Source organism: Pseudomonas sp. PS02303 (assembly GCF_029959925.1).
Lineage (GTDB): Bacteria > Pseudomonadota > Gammaproteobacteria > Pseudomonadales > Pseudomonadaceae > Aquipseudomonas > Aquipseudomonas mandelii.
On sequence record NZ_JASCOM010000122.1, the window covers coordinates 1 to 18,156 of the forward strand.

General features: G+C 60.3%; 14 protein-coding genes. 7 read left to right on the forward strand and 7 right to left on the reverse strand.

The window, feature by feature from the left end:
- Positions 1-120: 120 nt before the first annotated feature.
- Positions 121-435, reverse strand: a complete 315-nt coding sequence (locus tag QMX98_RS22235) for a hypothetical protein (RefSeq protein ID WP_010462048.1) — start codon at positions 433-435, stop codon at positions 121-123.
- A gap of 49 nt (positions 436-484) precedes the next feature.
- On the opposite strand from QMX98_RS22235, the gene QMX98_RS22240 reads away from it, so the two are divergent.
- The 5 genes from QMX98_RS22240 to aqpZ all read left to right on the forward strand — a co-directional run bounded on the left by QMX98_RS22240 (position 485) and on the right by aqpZ (position 5,768).
- Complete coding sequence (locus tag QMX98_RS22240) at positions 485-1,408, forward strand: LysR family transcriptional regulator (RefSeq protein ID WP_010462050.1); 924 nt, start codon at positions 485-487, stop codon at positions 1,406-1,408.
- Between the two features lie 14 nt (positions 1,409-1,422).
- Positions 1,423-2,238 carry an alpha/beta hydrolase gene (locus tag QMX98_RS22245; protein WP_010462052.1) on the forward strand — a complete coding sequence of 272 codons (816 nt, stop codon included), beginning with the start codon at positions 1,423-1,425 and terminating at the stop codon, positions 2,236-2,238.
- Positions 2,232-2,792: a peptidylprolyl isomerase A gene (locus QMX98_RS22250; RefSeq protein ID WP_010462054.1), complete on the forward strand. Its 561-nt coding sequence runs from the start codon at positions 2,232-2,234 to the stop codon at positions 2,790-2,792. The genes QMX98_RS22245 and QMX98_RS22250 overlap by 7 nt, the downstream gene beginning before the upstream one ends.
- Before the next feature lie 85 nt (positions 2,793-2,877).
- Positions 2,878-4,710 (forward strand): ABC transporter ATP-binding protein, encoded by a 1,833-nt coding sequence (locus tag QMX98_RS22255; protein WP_282411390.1) that lies wholly within the window; start codon positions 2,878-2,880, stop codon positions 4,708-4,710.
- Between the two features lie 362 nt (positions 4,711-5,072).
- A complete protein-coding gene (gene aqpZ, locus QMX98_RS22260) occupies positions 5,073-5,768 on the forward strand; it encodes an aquaporin Z (protein ID WP_010462058.1) in 696 nt (231 codons plus the stop codon).
- Positions 5,769-5,783: 15 nt separating this feature from the next.
- On the opposite strand, the gene QMX98_RS22265 is transcribed toward aqpZ, so the two are convergent.
- On the reverse strand, positions 5,784-6,908 hold the full coding sequence (locus QMX98_RS22265; RefSeq protein ID WP_010462060.1) for a GNAT family N-acetyltransferase: 1,125 nt from the start codon (positions 6,906-6,908) through the stop codon (positions 5,784-5,786).
- Positions 6,909-7,192: 284 nt separating this feature from the next.
- On the opposite strand from QMX98_RS22265, the gene QMX98_RS22270 reads away from it, so the two are divergent.
- Positions 7,193-8,509 carry a putative porin gene (locus QMX98_RS22270; RefSeq protein ID WP_145308097.1) on the forward strand — a complete coding sequence of 439 codons (1,317 nt, stop codon included), beginning with the start codon at positions 7,193-7,195 and terminating at the stop codon, positions 8,507-8,509.
- Positions 8,510-8,642: 133 nt separating this feature from the next.
- On the opposite strand, the gene QMX98_RS22275 is transcribed toward QMX98_RS22270, so the two are convergent.
- The 5 genes from QMX98_RS22275 to aceK all read right to left on the reverse strand — a co-directional run bounded on the left by QMX98_RS22275 (position 8,643) and on the right by aceK (position 16,964).
- Positions 8,643-8,879, reverse strand: coding sequence for a zf-HC2 domain-containing protein (locus QMX98_RS22275; protein ID WP_010462064.1), 237 nt, complete (start codon positions 8,877-8,879; stop codon positions 8,643-8,645).
- Positions 8,873-9,484: an RNA polymerase sigma factor gene (locus QMX98_RS22280; RefSeq protein WP_010462067.1), complete on the reverse strand. Its 612-nt coding sequence runs from the start codon at positions 9,482-9,484 to the stop codon at positions 8,873-8,875. The genes QMX98_RS22275 and QMX98_RS22280 overlap by 7 nt, the downstream gene beginning before the upstream one ends.
- 153 nt (positions 9,485-9,637) lie before the next feature.
- Entirely contained in the window at positions 9,638-10,759 is a 1,122-nt protein-coding gene (locus QMX98_RS22285; RefSeq protein WP_077749153.1) for a beta-ketoacyl-ACP synthase III, read from the reverse strand.
- Between the two features lie 344 nt (positions 10,760-11,103).
- On the reverse strand, positions 11,104-15,015 hold the full coding sequence (gene hrpA / locus QMX98_RS22290; protein ID WP_282411391.1) for an ATP-dependent RNA helicase HrpA: 3,912 nt from the start codon (positions 15,013-15,015) through the stop codon (positions 11,104-11,106).
- A 230-nt stretch (positions 15,016-15,245) separates the two neighbouring features.
- The gene (aceK, locus tag QMX98_RS22295; protein WP_282411392.1) at positions 15,246-16,964 is read right to left on the reverse strand and encodes a bifunctional isocitrate dehydrogenase kinase/phosphatase; all 1,719 of its coding nucleotides are present in this window, start codon (positions 16,962-16,964) and stop codon (positions 15,246-15,248) included.
- Between the two features lie 158 nt (positions 16,965-17,122).
- On the opposite strand from aceK, the gene QMX98_RS22300 reads away from it, so the two are divergent.
- Complete coding sequence (locus QMX98_RS22300; protein ID WP_282411393.1) at positions 17,123-18,031, forward strand: DMT family transporter; 909 nt, start codon at positions 17,123-17,125, stop codon at positions 18,029-18,031.
- Positions 18,032-18,156: the final 125 nt, after the last annotated feature.

An 18,156-nucleotide genomic window follows, 5' to 3' on the forward strand; every position in this document is an offset into this window, starting at 1 on the left:
TGATCATGCCCTGCACCTGCAGGAGCGTGGCTTGCCCGTGATGGGGCCGGTGTCATTCAACATCCATGTCGACTGGCACACCGTCTTCGCGGGCAAGCCTCGCCTCTACAGGGTTTTATGTCATTTGGGGGTGCAGCTCAGGTTGATGCGCATCTTGATAATGGTGCGGGTGAACTTGGCGGTGGCATTTTTGTGTTTGCCAGCGGCCACTTCGATAGAGCGGGTGCGCGGCGCTTCCGGGCCATTGTTGAAAACCACCTTGCAGATCGCATCGGTATCGCCGTAGTTGTTGACCTGAATGGATGCGATGTCGTTATCCGTGTCGTGGGCGTTGTAGTCGATCTTCATGCCGTTGAGGTTTTTCTCCACATCAATCGGGTAAGCAAACGCAGTCAGCGGCAGCAGCGCCAGCACCAAACAACAGAATTTTTTCATTCAGCAGTCTCCAATAAGGACTGCCAGCTTAGGACAAGAGGAGCTATTCATGAAAGCGCCCCGCGTGACCCTTGATCAATGGCGAACATTACAAGCCGTGGTCGACCACGGCGGTTTCGCCCAGGCCGCCGAAGCGCTGCACCGCTCGCAATCGTCGGTGAGCTACACCGTGGCGCGTATGCAGGACCAGCTCGGCGTGCCGCTGCTGCGCATCGACGGCCGCAAAGCGGTGCTGACCGAAGCCGGCGGCGTGTTGTTGCGCCGCTCGCGGCAACTGGTGAAACAGGCCAGTCAGCTGGAAGACCTGGCCCACCACATGGAGCAAGGCTGGGAAGCGGAAGTGCGGCTGGTGGTCGATGCGGCTTACCCGAGCGCCCGCCTCGTCCGCGCATTGACCGCGTTCATGCCGCAGAGCCGTGGTTGCCGGGTGCGTCTGCGCGAAGAAGTGTTGTCGGGCGTTGAAGAAGTACTGCTCGAAGGCGTGGCCGACCTGGCCATCAGCGGTTTCAGCATTCCGGGCTACCTGGGCGCGGAGTTGAGCGACGTCGAGTTTGTCGCGGTCGCCCACCCCGAACATGCCTTGCATCGCCTCAACCGCGAACTGAATTTCCAGGACCTTGAAAGCCAGCTGCAAGTGGTCATCCGCGACTCCGGTCGCCAGCAGCCACGAGACGTCGGCTGGCTCGGCGCCGAACAGCGCTGGACCGTCGGCAGCCTGGCCACCGCGGCGACGTTTGTCAGCAGTGGCCTGGGTTTCGCCTGGCTGCCCCGGCACATGATCGAACGCGAACTCAAGGAAGGCACGCTCAAGCTGCTACCGTTGGACCAGGGCGGCAGCCGCAACCCGAGTTTTTATCTGTATTCGAACAAGGACAAACCCTTGGGCCCGGCGACACAAATCCTGATCGAACTGCTGCGCACCTTCGACACCGCGCCGCTGGATGCGCCGTTCGCCGCCCCTGAACAAGCCTGACACGGAGTATCCGCATGGCCTATTTCGAACATGAAGGTTGCAACCTGCACTATGAGGAATACGGTCACGGCACGCCGTTGCTGCTGGTCCACGGGCTGGGTTCCAGTACCCTGGACTGGGAAAAGCAGATCCCGGCGCTGTCAGCCCATTACCGTGTAATCGTTCCGGATGTGCGCGGTCACGGCCGCTCCGACAAACCCCGGGAGCGTTACAGCATTGCCGGGTTCAGCGCCGACCTGGTCGCCCTGATGGAACACCTGAACCTCGGCCCCACGCATTATGTGGGCTTGTCCATGGGCGGCATGATCGGTTTTCAACTGGCCGTGGATCAGTCGCACATGCTTAAAAGCCTGTGCATCGTCAACAGTGCGCCGGAGGTCAAGCTGCGCACCCGCGACGATTACTGGCAGTGGTTCAAACGCTGGAGCCTGATGCGTGCCCTCAGTCTGGGCGCCATCGGCAAGGCCTTGGGTGCCAAGCTGTTCCCCAAACCCGAACAAGCTGATTTGCGCCAGAAAATGGCCGAGCGCTGGGCAAAAAACGACAAACATGCTTATCTCGCCAGCTTCGATGCCATTGTTGGCTGGGGTGTTCAGGAACGACTTTCCAAAGTCGCCTGTCCAACCCTGATCGTCACCGCCGACCGCGATTACACGCCGGTCTCGCTGAAGGAAACCTACGTAAAACTGCTGCCCGATGCGCGGCTGGTGGTGATCGCCGATTCCCGCCACGCCACCCCGCTGGATCAACCCGAACGCTTCAACCAAACCCTGCTCGAGTTTCTCACCGCAGTCGACACCCCCTCACTCAGGATCACTGACCCATGCTGAAAAAAATTGCCCTCGTCGCCGGCTCCGTTCTGTTTGCCGCCAACCTGATGGCCGCAACGCCCGCCGCCAAGGCGCCGCACGTATTGCTGGAAACCACCAACGGCCAGATCGAAATCGAACTGGACCCGGTCAAGGCACCGATCAGTACCAAAAACTTCCTTGATTACGTCAACAGCGGCTTTTACAACAACACGATTTTCCACCGCGTGATTCCTGGCTTCATGGTCCAGGGCGGTGGTTTCACTCAACAGATGCAGCAAAAAGAAACCAAGGCGCCGATCAAGAACGAGTCCAAGAACGGCCTGCATAACGTGCGTGGCACGCTGTCCATGGCCCGCACCTCGAACCCGGATTCGGCCACCAGCCAGTTCTTTATCAACGTCAAGGACAACGATTTCCTCGACCAGGGCGATGGCTATGCCGTGTTCGGTAAAGTCGTCAAAGGCATGGATGTGGTGGACATCATCGTCAATTCCCCGACCACCACCAAAGGCGGCATGAAAGATGTGCCGGCCGACTCTGTTTTCATCAAGTCGGCCAAAGTGATCAACTAATCTGCACAGGAGTGCTTGAGCGGCTGCCGGCATCCGGCGCCGCTCATATCGTTTAAAGGAGAGCCCGCGCGCGGGCGGAGAACTGATGCTTTATCGCCGTTTCGAGAAACTGATCGACATATTCCGCGACGCTCCGACGGCGGCTCCGCCAGATCGGGTTCTCCCCTTCTATACCTATTACTTGAAGCAGGTCTGGCCGAGTTTCGCCGCCCTGCTGATTGTCGGCCTGTTCGCCTCCTTGATCGAAGTCGCGCTGTTCAACTACCTGAGCCGCATCATCGACCTGGCCCAAGGCACGCCGAACCCCGATTTCTTCCAGGACCACGCACTTGAACTGACCTGGATGGTGGTAGTGACCCTGGTTCTGCGACCGATTTTCTTCGGCCTGCACGACCTGCTGGTGCACCAGACGCTGAACCCCGGCATGACCAGCCTGATTCTCTGGCAGAACCACCGCTATGTCCTCAAACAGAGTCTGAACTTCTTCCAGAACGACTTCGCCGGGCGCATCGCCCAGCGCATCATGCAGACCGGCAACGCCCTGCGCGATTCCGCCGTGCAAGCGGTGGATGCCCTGTGGCATGTGCTGATCTACGCCATCAGCGCGCTGGTGCTGTTTGCCGAAGCCGACTGGCGCCTGATGATCCCGCTGACGGCCTGGATCGCCGGGTTCATCGGCGCGCTTTATTACTTCGTGCCGCGGGTCAAGGACCGCTCGGTGCAATCCTCCGATGCGCGCTCCAAACTCATGGGACGGATCGTCGACGGCTACACCAACATCACCACCTTGAAGTTGTTCGCCCATACCAACCATGAACAGCAATACGCCAAGGAAGCCATCAAGGAGCAAACCGAAAAAGCCCAACTGGCCGGGCGCGTGGTCACCAGCATGGACGTGGCCATCACCAGCATGAACGGCCTGCTGATCGTCACCACCACCGGCCTGGCCCTGTGGCTGTGGACGCAGTCGCTGATCTCGGTGGGCGCGATTGCCCTGGCGACAGGCCTGGTGATTCGTATCGTCAACATGTCCGGCTGGATCATGTGGGTGGTCACTGGCATCTTCGAAAACATTGGCATGGTCCAGGACGGTTTGCGGACCATCGCCCAACCGGTCAGCATCACTGACCGCGATCAGGCCAAACCGCTGGCCGTGCCCCGAGGCGAAGTGCGTTTCGAGCACGTGGATTTTCACTACGGCAAGAAGAGCGGAATCATTGGCGACCTTAACCTGACGATCAAGCCCGGTGAGAAAATCGGCTTGATCGGGCCATCCGGTGCCGGCAAATCGACCCTGGTCAACCTGCTGCTACGCCTCTATGACGTGCAGGGCGGGCGAATCCTCATCGATGGGCAGAACATTGCCGAAGTCGGCCAGGAAAGCCTGCGCGAGCGCATCGGCATGATCACCCAGGACACCTCGTTGCTGCACCGTTCGATTCGCGACAATCTGCTTTACGGCAGACCCGATGCCACCGACGCCGAGCTGTGGGAAGCGGTGCACAAGGCGCGCGCCGATGAGTTCATTCCGTTGCTGTCGGACGCCGAAGGCCGTACCGGTTTCGATGCGCACGTGGGTGAGCGCGGGGTGAAACTCTCCGGCGGCCAGCGTCAGCGGATTGCGATTGCTCGTGTGCTGCTCAAGGACGCACCCATCCTGATCATGGACGAGGCGACCTCGGCGCTGGACTCGGAAGTCGAAGCGGCGATCCAGGAAAGCCTGGAAACCCTGATGCAAGGCAAAACCGTGATCGCCATCGCCCACCGACTCTCGACCATCGCCCGGATGGACCGGCTGGTGGTGCTGGAAAAAGGCAAGATCGCCGAAACCGGCACCCACGCCGAACTGCTGGCGCATGGCGGGTTGTATGCGCGGCTGTGGCAGCACCAGACGGGTGGGTTTGTCGGTATCGATTGATATCGTGAGATCACCACCGAACCTGTGGGAGTGAGCTTTTGTGGCCAGGGAGCTTGCTCCCGCTCGGCTGCGCAGCAGTCGTAATTTCAGGCAGCCTGGTTTTCTGACACAGTGGAGTTTTTGCCATGGGGACAGCTTCGCTGTCCAGCGGGAGCACGCTCCCTCGCCACAAGCGCCCTCTAAATCCACCAAAAAAACCGCCACAGCCTGCTAACCACAGGCCCTGGCGGTTTTTTGTGGCCGCTGGAAATCCGCAGAAACCCTGCTGTACTCAGCCAAGGTTCTGGAGATGAGCCTGTCGTAAGTCTGCAGGATGCATCACGCGATACAGTCTCGATAGGTCGCCTATCAAGGACGCTCTCATGTCGCTGTTCAAACGTTCTGTCACTGAGTTGTTAGGTACGTTCTGGCTGGTATTGGGGGGTTGCGGCAGTGCGGTGCTTGCTGCGTCTTCGCCTCTCGGAATCGGGGTACTGGGTGTGGCCATCGCGTTTGGTCTCACCGTGTTGACCATGGCCTTCGCCATCGGCCATATCTCCGGTTGCCACCTCAACCCTGCCGTCTCCGTCGGCCTGTGCGTCGGCGGTCGGTTCCCGGCGCGGGAATTGCCCGCGTACATCATCGCCCAGGTGATTGGCGCCATTATCGCCGCCGCGCTGATCTACTACATCGCCAGCGGCAAGGAAGGCTTCGACCTCTCCGCCGGCCTGGCGTCCAACGGCTACGGCGAACACTCCCCGGGCAAGTACTCGATGGCCGCGGGATTTGTCTGTGAACTGGTGATGACCGCGATGTTCGTGCTGATCATCCTCGGTGCCACCGACAAACGAGCGCCCGCCGGGCTTGCACCGATTGCCATCGGCCTGGCCTTGACGCTGATTCACTTGATCTCGATTCCCGTCACCAACACTTCGGTCAATCCGGCCCGCAGCACCGGTCCGGCGCTGATGGTCGGTGGCTGGGCCATCGCGCAATTGTGGATGTTCTGGGTGGCACCGCTGTTGGGCGCGGTGATCGGCGGCGTGACCTATCGCTGGCTAGGCAAGGAAGGCACTTGAGGCCACGGGCGAGGATCATGCTTGCCGATAAGGCAACGCGGTCCTCGCTTCCTCGGCATAGGCCAACACCCCAAGACGCTCCTGGTGAAGGAAGTCTTTGACCGCGGCTTTCAGTCCCGGATGACGCAGATAGTGCCAGGAATGGGTGATCACCGGTTCGAACCCGCGAATCAGCTTGTGTTCGCCCTGGGCGCCGGCGTCAAAACGCTGGAAGCCATTGGCAATCGCGTAGTCCATGCCCTGGTAGAAGCAGGTCTCGAAATGCAGGCGGTCGAACTCCGCCAGGCAGCCCCAGTAACGCCCGTAAAAACTGTCGCCGCCCACCAGACTGAAGGCCATGGCCACGGGTCGTGAACCTTGCTTGGCCAACACCACGCGAATGGCTTCGGGCATGCGCTCGGCCAACAGACTGAAAAATTCCCGCGTCAAATAGGGCCGTTGCCTACGCACTGCGTAGGTATTGGCGTAGCAGGCATAGACAAAATCCCACTGCGCCTGATCCAGCTGCTTGCCTTCCAGCCATTCGAACTCAATACCCTGCCCCGCCACTTGCTCGCGCTCTTTGCGCATCTGTTTGCGTTTGCGCGAACTGAGGACGTCGAGGAAGTCTTGAAAGTCCCGATATCCGCGATTCTGCCAGTGGTACTGACAGCCGATCCGCTGCAACCAGCCGGGTTGTTCGGCCAATGCCGCATCGGTGAAAGGGTCTGTGAAGTTGATGTGGGCGCTGGAGAGTTCTTCGATTTCAAGGTAGCCCGGCAGGCTCTTCAGTAGTTCAAAACCGTCCTCGACATTACGCGCCAGCAACCGTGGCCCACTGACCGGGCTGAACGGCACGGCGGTCAACAGCTTCGGGTAATAGTCGATGCCGGCACGCTCGCAGGCATCGGCCCAGGCGTGATCGAACACGTACTCGCCGTAGGAATGCCACTTGCGGTAACTGGGTAACGCGGCGATCAGACGCCCTTCTTCGAGGTGCAACAGATGCTCGGGCTGCCAGCCGGAATGGGGGCCGAGGCTGCCGCTGTCTTCCAGTGCACTGAGAAAGGCATGGCGTAGAAACGGCTGATTCTCCGGCACCAGGGCATCCCACGTGCGCGGACCAATATCGGACAGGCTTTCCAGACGTTGCAGCGGCATTGACACCCTCTCGACTTCTTCGCGTAACAGCCCGGCGAGTATCGCCTATCGCCCGCCATTACACATCCGTCAAAACCGCCTGACAGGGTTCTGGATCAAAAGTTCATACGGTCTTTGTATCGTCATCGAGACGCCATCACTTTGCCACCGCTCTGTAATAAACCATCGCGATACTGGCGCCAGTTTTTAGAGCGTCGGGTTCTACCCGGCCACTGTTTCCGTCCCTCAACGGTCGGTTGTGTCCCGGATGGCTCAGTCATCCCCTTACATCTTCGGAGATTGATATGCGTCTTGCTTCCACGAAAACTGCGGCGGCCCTGTGTGGCGGTCTGCTGCTGGCCATGAGTGTTCCGGCCAGTGCCGCAGTCGACGCCAAACTGCTCGACATGCTTAAGGCAAACGGCTCGATTACCAATGCGCAATACAGCGAACTGCAAGCCGAGCTGGCCAGGGATCAAAAAGATCAGCAAATCGCCCGTCAGGCTCAGCAAGAGACCAACGAGCAGATCGCGGCCACCGCGAAGAAAACCAATGAGCTGAGCACCTTCGACCAGAAACTGGCCTGGGCTGCCAAGACCCAATTCAAGGGCGACGTGCGTTTCCGTCAGGAAACGGTCAAGAACGATGGTGTCTCGAACAACCGGGACCAGGACCGTCAGCGCGTTCGTGCCCGTCTGGGTGCCTACACCGAGATCAACCCGCAAGTCGACACCGGTATCCGTATCGCCACCGGCAACAACGACGACGCGCGCTCCACCAACCAGAGCCTGGACAACTACTTCGACAAGAAGTCGATCTGGCTGGACCTGGGTTACCTCGACTACCACCCGGACGCGATCAAGAACCTGCACATCGTTGGCGGCAAGATGCCACAGCAATGGGTGAGCATGGGCGACATCATCTGGGATAGCGACATCAGCCCTGAAGGTCTGTCCGTGTCGTATAAATACCCGCTGGGCGCCAGCACCGAGGTGTTCGGTAGCGCCGGCCACTACACCCTCAAGGACAACGTCGACGGCGACGGCGTGCAGTTCAAGCACGACTTGCGTCTGTACGCCGGCCAGTTGGGCGCGCGCTTCGCCCTCACCGACAACCTGAAACTGACTCTGGGTGGCAGCGTCTACGGCTACGACAACGACGACGACATCACCGCCGGCGGCACCAGCATCCCGTCCGTACTGGCCACCAACGGCAACACCCCGAACGAGCAATTCAAACTGTACGAAGGCTTCGGTCAGATCGACATCACCGGCCTGCCACTGCCGCTCTCGCTGTACGGTCAGTACGTCAACAACAAAGACGCCAGCAACGATCAGGATTCTGCCTGGCTGGCCGGTGTAAAGACCAAGTTCTATGGCTTCGCCGTGGACTACAACTACCGCGACGTGCAGCGTAACGCCGTGGTCGGCGCCTTCACCGACTCCGACTTCGCCAACGGTTTCACCGGTTCGCGTGGCAGCAAGTTGAAAGTGAGTTACGAGCTGGACAAGAACTTCGCCCTGGGCGCGACGTACTTCATGGCTAACTCTGACTACACCAACGCCAACCTCAAGGATTCGGACATCAACACTCTGCAACTGGACGCCGAAGCCAAGTTCTAAGCAGTACCGCTCCACGCCTCAGGTCATGGACGCTTGAGGCGCTTTACAGTCTGGCGTGGACGGATCGATCCCCATCATCCGTTCGATGCATCCACGCCGGCCTGCTTCTGTTCCCTGCGATAACGCCACGACTTTACGGAATGTCCTTGCGACGCTCCGCAGCGAGACGTTCGGCGAGTGCATCGACCTCCGGCACAGCTTCCTCCGGCAAGACGCGCAGCGTCTGCTGCATCAAACGCATCTGACGAATGAACCGCCGGCAATTGGGGCAGAACATTAAATGATGCCGCACCAGCAACTTCTCCCTAAAGCTCAACTGGCCATCGAGATAATCACTGGCGCGTGCCACTTGCTCCTTACAGGTCAGCATTCGCCGGTTTCCTCAAAATGCTCCACGGTCGCAAAGACCTTCAACCGTGCCCGATGCAGCAGCACGCGAACATTGGAGAGCGATATGTCCAGAAGATTACAGATGTCTTCCAGTTCCAGTCCCTGACGCTCGCGCAACAGCAAGACGCTGCGTTGCAGTTCCGACAGGCTGAGCAACGTGTGTTCGAGGCACTCGCGCAACTCGCGTTCGGTGAGCAACGCCTCCGGGGTGTCTTGGTGCCAGGCGAACGGCGCCACCAGCCAATGGCCATCAGCGGACGAAAAACGATCATCATCAATCGTGCCATGGGGCGATGGAAGGTCATCAAGCAGCACCTCGCGACGGTTCTGCTTGTAACGGCCCTTCGCCGCATTGGCGGTGATGGTCAGCAACCAGGTCTTGAGGCTCGAACGCGCCTCGAACTTGCTCAGATTACGCACGACCGACAGCCACGCATCCTGCACCACTTCGTCAGCATGCCGGTTGCCGACGATCGCATAAGCGACTGCACGCATCGGGCTCTGGTAAGTGCTGACCAACTCTTTGAAGGCTTGTTGTTCACCTGCCAGCAATCGTTGCAGCAGTTGCGCGTCGTCAGCCGCCATTCACAAACCCCTTGTCCTGACCTCGAAAAATGAGTCAGCAGGGCGTCGCCGTCGGCAACGTCCTGCTGTCATTTCCGAAAACTACAGCGTCCCGACTGTTTCGGCTGTAGGAAAAACCAGCGCAAATCAACGGAAATAACGACAGACTTTCCCTCAACGCTTGCGCAACAGCACGCTACCAATCGAGTAACCCGCGCCGAACGAGCTGAGCACGGCCAGGGAACCGGCGGGCAGATCATCCTGATGCTTGTGAAAGGAAATCACCGACCCGGCGGAGCTGGTGTTGGCGTAGGTGTCGAGAATCACCGGGGCTTCTTCTTCGGTGGCTTCGCGGCCCAGCAGTTTCTTCACGATCAGGTGGTTCATGCTGAGGTTCGCCTGGTGCAACCAGAAACGTTTCACGTCACTGACGTTGAGCTTGTTCTCTTCCAGGTGCGTAGCGATCAGCTCGGCCACCATCGGGCAGACGTCGCGGAACACCTTGCGGCCTTCCTGCACGAACAGTTTGTCCTTGGCTCCGATGCCCTCTTCCGCCGCGCGGTTGAGGAAGCCGAAGTTGTTGCGAATATTGTTGGAGAACTTGGTCAGCAGTTTGGTGCTGACGATGTCGAACTGGTACGGGGAGGTCGCCAGGTCGGCACGCTCGATGATCACCGCCGTCGCCGCGTCGCCAAAAATGAAGTGGCTGTCACGGTCGCGGAAGTTCAAGTGACCGGTGCAAACTTCCGGGTTGACCATCAGGATTGCCCGGGCCTGGCCCAGTTGCACGCTGTTGGCGGCCGCCTGGATGCCGAAGGTCGCCGAGGAGCAAGCCACGTTCATGTCGAAACCAAAGCCCTGGATACCCAGCGCTTCCTGGACTTCGATGGCGATGGCCGGGTAGGCGCGCTGCAGGTTGGAGCACGCCACAATGACGCCGTCGATGTCGGCGGCGGTCTTGCCGGCACGCTGCAAGGCTTGTTCGGCCGCGCCGATGGCCATCTGGCAAAGCACCGACCATTCGTCGTTGGAACGCTCAGGCAGGCGCGGCGCCATGCGTTGCGGGTCGAGGATGCCATCCTTGTCCATCACAAAGCGGCTTTTGATACCGGAAGCTTTTTCGATAAACGCAGCGCTGGATTCGGTCAACGCTTCGACTTCGCCACGGGCGATGGCGTCGGCGTTATCGGCGTTGAATTGCGCGACGTAAGCGTTGAAAGACTGCACCAGCTCTTCATTGGAGATGCTGTTGGCCGGGGTGTACAGGCCGGTGCCGCTGATGACGACGTTATGCATGGTCGTTTCTCTAATCTGTTCAGGCAGAAAGCGTTGGCACCGACGTACCAACACACAAAGGGTCTGTTCCCGTCACGGAAAGCACACCTGGCATCGCTTTATTCCGTACCGCCCGAACCCTGAGAGGCTCAAAACTGCGGGACCGGCGTTTATAGGCGCGAAGTTTGCCATAAACATTGGGTTTTGGCGCCATTTTGCTCGATGACTCCCACCTGCCAGGCAATACAAAAACCTGTGGGAGCGAGCCTGCTCGTGATGGGGCCATCACCTCCAACATCTATGTCGACTGTGATGCCGCCAGCGCGAGCAGGCTCGCTCCCACAGGTATTGCACAAGTCTCGGGGTCAGGGTTCGACCTGGGTCCATTGCTTGTTCAGGCGCTTGTCGGAGATCGGCACTTTGGTCCCCAGTTGCTGGGCGAACAGCGAAACCCGGTATTCCTCCAGCCACCAGCGATAGAGCTCCAGTTGCGGATCGCGCTTGCCTTCCTGGGCGTGTTTGTTGGCGCGGGTCTGGTATTGGGTCCAGAGACCGGACAATTCGCCACTCCAGACCCGATCCCTCTGCACCTGTGCGCCAATCTTCTCGAAGCGTTGCTCGACAGCCTTCAGGTAACGCGGCAATTCCTTGAGCCACTGCATCGGCGTCTCCCGGACAAACCCCGGATACACCAGATGACTGAGCTGCTGCTTGATGTCGTTCAGGGCCACGGCTTGCGCCAGATCAATCTTGCCCTTGAAGCGTTTTTGCAGGCCGTGCCAGTGCTTGAGAATCTCCAGCGTCAACTTGGCCAGGCGCTCGGCGTGCTCGGTCCAGCCACCGCGCTTGCGCTCGGCCAACGAGGCCAGCCCGGCGCCATCCCGTGGCAACGGGTCTTCGCCCTCAAGAATGCAACTGTCGAGGCTGGCCAGCAGAATGTCTTCCACCAGCGCATCAATGCGCCCCAGTTCACGGTACATCAGCCCCAGCTCGGTCAGCCCCGGCAGCTTGCCGCGCAGGAACTTCGCCGGCTCGGCCAACTGCTGCATCAGCAATCGCTGCAAGGCGCGGCGATGCTGGAACTCGGCTTCGGCCGGGGTCGAAAAACGCCCTTCCTTGACTGTCCCGCTCTCTTCCACCAGCGCCGGATACACCGTCATCGACAACCCGGCGATCTTCTGCTGGGTTTTCTCGGCGACGGCGGCAAAGACTTTCGGCTCCACCGGCTGTTGGTTTTTCGCGGTTTGCGGCACGGCCAACGCGGCTTGGCTGGCTTCGGCAAAGCGTGCGGTCAACTCGGCCAGATCTCGCCCTTCGCCGAGGAACTTGCCCTGGCCGTCGACGATTTCCAGGTTCATCCGCAGATGACTTTCGACTTGCTGTGAAGCTTCCGCCCACGCCTCATCGCTGACCCGCGCGCCCGTCATGCGCAGCAGCTCGCGGCCCAACGCCTGCGGCAACGAGCCCTCGGCGAAGGTCATGCGCTGCAACGCGGCTTTGACGAAGTCCGGCACCGGCACGAAATTCTTGCGCAGGGCCTTGGGCAGGTTGCGCACCAGCGCGATGCACTTGGCCTCGATCACGCCCGGCACCAGCCATTCCAGACGTTCCGGCGGCAGCATCGGCAACAGCGGCGCCGGCACGCGCAGGGTCACACCATCGCGGGGGTGGTTCGGTTCGAAGTGGTAACTCAGGGCCAGTTCCAGATCGCCGATGTGCAAGGTGTCCGGGTAATGCAGGGCGGTGACTTCGCTGGCCTCACGGGCCAGCACGTCTTCTTCGCGCATGATCAGCAGCTGCGGGTCTTTCTGGCTGTTGACCCGGTACCAGCTGTCGAACGTTGCGGTCTGGTGGATCTCCGCCGGCAAACGCGCATCGTAGAAAGCGAACAGGGTTTCTTCGTCAGCGAGAATGTCGCGACGCCGAGCCTTGGCTTCCAGTTCGTCGAGTTGTTCCAGCAGTTGCGCATTGGCCGTCAGGCACTTGGCTTTGGATTGAATCTCGCCGCGTACCAGGCCTTCGCGAATGAAGAACTCACGAGAAACCACGGGATCGATCGGCCCGTAATGCACCGGCCTACGACCCACCACGATCAGCCCGAACAGCGTGATCTGCTCGAAGGCCACGACCTGGCCGCGCTTTTTCTCCCAGTGCGGTTCGAAGTGGTTTTTCTTGATCAGGTGCCCGGCCAGCGGCTCGATCCAGTCCGAGTCGATCTTGGCCACCATCCGCGCATAGAGCTTGGTGGTTTCCACCAGTTCGGCGGTCATCAGCCATTGCGGGCGCTTCTTGCCCAACCCGGAGGACGGGTGAATCCAGAAACGCCGCTGACGGGCGCCGAGGTAATCGCCTTCATCGGTTTTCTGGCCGATCTGGCTGAGCAGGCCCGAGAGCACGGCTTTGTGCAGCTTCGGGTAGTCCGCCGGCTCTTTGTTCAGGCTCAACTGCATGTCGCGGCAGATCAGGCTCAACTGACGGTGCGAGTCGCGCCATTCGCGCAGACGCAGGTAATTCAGGAAGTTCTTGCGGCACCAATTGCGCAGCGGGCTGGCGGTCAGAGCCTGACGCTGCTCTTCAAAACCACGCCACAGATTGACCAGCCCGGCGAAATCCGAGTCCACGTCCTTCCACTGTGCGTGGGCCTGATCCGCCGCTTGCTGGCGCTCCGGCGGACGCTCGCGCGGGTCTTGAATCGACATGGCGCTGGCGACGATCAACACTTCCTGCAAGCTGCCGAGTTTCGCCGCTTCCAGCAGCATGCGGCCCATGCGCGGGTCCACCGGCAGGCGCGCCAACTGGCGACCGAGCGGGGTCAGCTGGCTGTTGCGGTCCACGGCCGAGAGTTCTTGCAGCAGGTTGAACCCGTCGCTGATCGCCTTGCCATCCGGCGGTTCGATAAACGGGAAGTCGGTGATCTCGCCGAGGCGCAAGTGCAGCATCTGCAAAATCACGGCGGCGAGGTTGGTGCGCAGAATTTCCGGGTCGGTAAATTCAGGGCGACCGATGAAGTCGTCTTCGCCATAGAGGCGAATGCAAATACCCGGCTCGACCCGACCGCATCGACCTTTACGCTGGTTGGCGCTGGCCTGGGAAATGGCTTCGATGGGCAGGCGCTGGACCTTGGCGCGGTAGCTGTAACGGCTGATGCGCGCGGTGCCGCTGTCGATCACGTAACGGATGCCCGGCACGGTCAGCGAAGTTTCCGCGACGTTGGTCGCCAGCACCACGCGACGGCCAGGGTGCGACTGGAAAATCCGCTGCTGTTCGGCCGGCGACAAGCGCGCGTACAGCGGCAGAATCTCGGTGTGCTTGAGCTGGGCCTTGCGCAGCATGTCGGCGGCGTCGCGAATCTCGCGCTCGCCGGGCAGGAACACCAACACGTCGCCGGGGCTCTTGCGCTCGCTACGTTCAAACGCGGCAATTTCGTCGAGGGTGGCGAGGATCGCCTGATCCACGGTCAAGTCGTCCTCGACGCGGTTGCCCTCCTCGTCCTGCTCAAGCGTCAGCGGGCGATACCAGGTTTCAACCGGGAAAGTCCGGCCCGAAACTTCAACGATGGGTGCGTCATCGAAATGCCTGGAGAAGCGTTCCAGGTCGATGGTCGCCGAGGTGATGATGACTTTCAGGTCCGGGCGACGCGGCAGCAGGGTTTTCAGGTAACCGAGCAGGAAGTCGATGTTGAGGCTGCGTTCGTGGGCTTCGTCGACGATGATCGTGTCGTAGCGTTCGAGGTAACGGTCGTTCTGGGTTTCCGCCAGCAGGATGCCGTCGGTCATCAATTTGATCAGGGTGTTGGAGTCGCTCTGATCCTCGAACCGCACCTGATAGCCGACCAGCGCGCCCAATGGCGTCGCCAGTTCTTCGGCAACCCGGCTGGCCACGCTGCGCGCAGCGATTCGACGCGGTTGGGTGTGGCCGATCAAGCCATGCTGGCCGCGGCCGATTTCCAGGCAGATCTTCGGCAACTGGGTGGTTTTACCCGAGCCGGTTTCGCCGGCGATGATCAGCACCTGATGCTTGAGCAGCGCTTCCTTGATTTCGTCGCGCTTGGCGGCGATCGGTAAACTGTCGTCGTAACGAATCACCGGCAGGCTGGCACGCCGCGCCAGCACCTGGTCACAGGACGCCTGCATGCGCGTGACCCACTGGGCCAGCTTGGCCTCGTCAGGTTTCTTGCGCAGCTCAAGCAACTGCCGCCGCAGCCGGTGGCGGTCGGCGAGCATGGCGTGATCGAGGTTTTTCAGCAGTTTGTCGATGGAAGGCGATTCGTCAGTCATCAGGTACGCAAAAGTCGTCTAGTGGCGCAGGGGCCGGATTGTCGCAGATTTGGGGGCTCGGCGACGAATTCAACCTGCCTTTGTGGTGAGGGAGCTTGCTCCCGCTCGGCTGCACAGCAGTCGTAATCCGGTCATCGCGGTGTATCTGAAACACGACGGTGGATGGTTTTGGGGTCGCTTCGCGACCCAGCGGGAGCAAGCTCCCTCGCCACAGGGGTTCACTCAGGGGTTTATTCGTTATCCAGGCCTTTGCGGCGATACGGGAATACGTCGATGATTTTGCCGGCACGAATGGCTTCCTGCAGGCTTTTCCAGTAATCGGCGTTGTATAGCTCGCCATGCAACTGGTCAAACAGCTTCCTTTGCCCGGAATCGGCAAACAGGAACGGCGGAAACTCCTCGGGAAACACATCCAGCGGCCCGATCGAATACCACGGCTCGGAGGCCATTTCGTCTTCCGGCGTACGCGGTTCCGGGATGTGGCGGAAGTTGGCTTCGGTCAGGAAACAAATCTCGTCATAGTCATAAAACACCACGCGACCGTGCCGGGTGACGCCGAAGTTCTTCAACAGCATGTCGCCGGGAAAGATGTTCGCCGCCGCCAGTTGCTTGATCGCCAGCCCATAATCCTCCAGGGCCTCGTGGACCTGCGCCTCATTGGCGTTTTCCAGGTACAGGTTCAGCGGCGTCATCCGCCGCTCGGTCCAGCAGTGACGGATCAGCACGGTGTCGCCTTCCACCGACACCGTGGACGCCGCCACCTCAAGCAGCTCTTCCAGGCACGCCGGGTCGAACTTGCTCAACGGGAAGCGAAAATCGGCGAACTCCTGGGTATCGGCCATGCGTCCGACGCGATCGACGCTTTTCACCAAACGGTATTTTTCGATCACCGTGGCACGGTCGACGTTTTTCGACGGCGAGAAACGGTCCTTGATGATTTTGAACACGGTGTTGAAACCCGGCAGGGTAAACACGCTCATCACCATCCCGCGCACGCCGGGGGCCATGATGAATTGGTCGTCGGTGTTGGCCAGGTGATTGATCAGCGCCCGATAGAACTCGGACTTGCCGTGTTTGTAGAAGCCGATCGAGGTGTACAACTCGGCGACGTGCTTGCCCGGCAGGATGCGCTTGAGGAAGCCGATGAACTCCGCCGGTACCGGCACATCCACCATGAAATACGAACGGGTGAACGAGAAAATGATCGACACATCGGCTTCGTCGGTAATCAGCGCATCGATCTGAATCCCGCGGCCTTCACGGTGCAGCAGCGGAATCACCAGCGGCCATTGTTCGTCCCGGGTATAGATGCGCCCCACCAGGTACGCGCCTTTGTTGCGGTAGAGCACCGAGGAAAACAGCTCGACGCTCAGTTCAGGGTCCTTGCACACCCAATCCGGCAGGTTCTCACGCAGTTGGGCTTCGAGGCGGTGCAGGTCGCCGGCCAGGTCGGCGTAATCCTCGCTGAAGCTGTAATCGGCAAAAATGCTCGCGAGCATGCCGGACAACTGGCCCTGGGGCTTATAGGTTCGGGTTTGCGCGGCGCGGGCCCGGCGCAGGCTGGGCCGGGTGGTGTGGATAAACATGCAGCCGTCGCTGATCAGGTCATGGCTGAACAGCCCGCAGAAAATCGAGTTGTACCAGGTCTCGGACAGTTCATCATCGAAACGCAGGTCGATCAGCGTGATGTAAGCGCTTTTGACCAGAGGCCAGCAACTGACGTCCAGCGTGTCTCTGTCAAACGCGACGCGCAGCCGTTCCACGGTTTCGCTGACTTTTTCTTCGTACAGATTGATCCGCGCGGCCGAGGCGATTTGCGCTTCCTGCCACTGGGCCTGCTCGAAGCGGGCCCGGGCGCCGTCGGTGATCTGGCGGAAATGCTCGCGGTAATCGTCAAAGCCATCGAGGATCATTCGGGCGATGTCGGCGGCTGGCCATTGCTGCGGCATGGGTGAGACCTCTGCGGGAATTCGTGAGCCCTGAGCTTAGCCAGTGAACCGGGTGCAGGAGAAGCGTAATTTTCGGCTCGAGTTAAATGCTCGTTTTTCGGTTGCCATGGATAAGGCGCTCGGCAACACTCTCGTCCCCATCAAGGAAGGAGTGCACCGTGAGTCCTGTCGATATTTTCCGATTGCTGTCGCTGGCCGCGATCTGGGGCGCGAGCTTTCTGTTCATGCGCATCATCGCCCCGGTGATTGGCACAATCCCCACGGCCTTTTTCCGCGTGTCGATTGCCGCCGTCGGCTTGCTGGTGATTCTCGGCCTGATGCGCATCAGTTGGGACTTCAAAGGCAAACTCAAGACGGTGATGCTGCTCGGGGTGATCAACTCCGGGATTCCGGCGACCCTCTATTCCGTGGCCGCGCAAGTGCTGCCGGCCGGTTACTCGGCGATCTTCAACGCCACCACGCCGCTGATGGGCGTGTTGATCGGCGGCCTGTTCTTCCATGAAAAACTCACCGCGGCCAAGCTTGGCGGGGTGTTCCTCGGGCTGTTTGGCGTAGGCGTCCTGACCCGTGCCGGTCCGGTGGCGTTCGACATGGAATTGTTGATGGGCGCCGCCGCCTGCCTGCTCGCCACCACCTGTTATGGCTTTGCCGGGTTCCTGGCCCGCCGCTGGCTTGACCACGCGGGCGGTCTCGACAGCCGTCTTTCAGCGCTGGGCAGCATGCTCGGGGCGACGCTGTTCCTGTTGCCGCTGTTCGGCTACAGCGTAATCAGCCAGCCACCGGCAAGCTGGGGCGGCTGGAACGTCTGGTTGTCGTTGCTTGGATTGGGACTGATGTGTACCGCCCTGGCGTACATTATTTACTTCCGCTTGCTCAGCTCGATCGGGCCGGTGAGGTCGATGACCACGACCTTCCTGATCCCGCCGTTCGGGGTGTTGTGGGGAGCGCTGTTGCTGGATGAGCCGTTGTCGATGGCGCATATCTATGGCGGGGTGTTGATTGCGGCGGCGTTGTGGCTGGTGTTGAAGCCGGCGGTGGTGAGTGTGGCTGAGGTGACTGCCAAGTAGTTTGGCGGTGTGGCTGATGACGCCTTCGCGAGCAGGCTCGCTCCCACAGGATTTTGTGTTCACCGCAAATCCAATGTGGGTGCGAGCCGGCTCGTGGAGGCGGTAGAGCCTTCAACGCGGACTGA